Here is a 241-nt window from a genome sequence, read left to right as displayed (position 1 = left end):
AGTGTTTACAGAAGACGGATGGTTTAAAACCGGAGATGCAGGTAAGTTTGATGAGAAAGGTAACCTGATCATTACAGACAGAATTAAAGACCTGATGAAGACTTCCAATGGAAAATATATTGCTCCGCAACAAATCGAAAATCTTCTGACCAATAACAATTTTATTCAACAGATTATGCTGGTGGCTGAAGGAAGACAGTTTGTTTCAGCACTAATCGTTCCTAACTTTGAATTTCTACAG

1 pseudogene is annotated in these 241 nt (G+C 36.9%); it reads left to right on the top strand.

The features are described from left to right. A pseudogene (locus SB679_RS26075) lies at nucleotides 1-241 on the top strand (long-chain fatty acid--CoA ligase); the annotation flags it as partial.

Source organism: Chryseobacterium sp. SIMBA_029 (assembly GCF_046535275.1).
In the GTDB taxonomy this organism is placed as follows: domain Bacteria; phylum Bacteroidota; class Bacteroidia; order Flavobacteriales; family Weeksellaceae; genus Chryseobacterium.
This window is presented reverse-complemented; position numbering and strand designations above follow the sequence as displayed.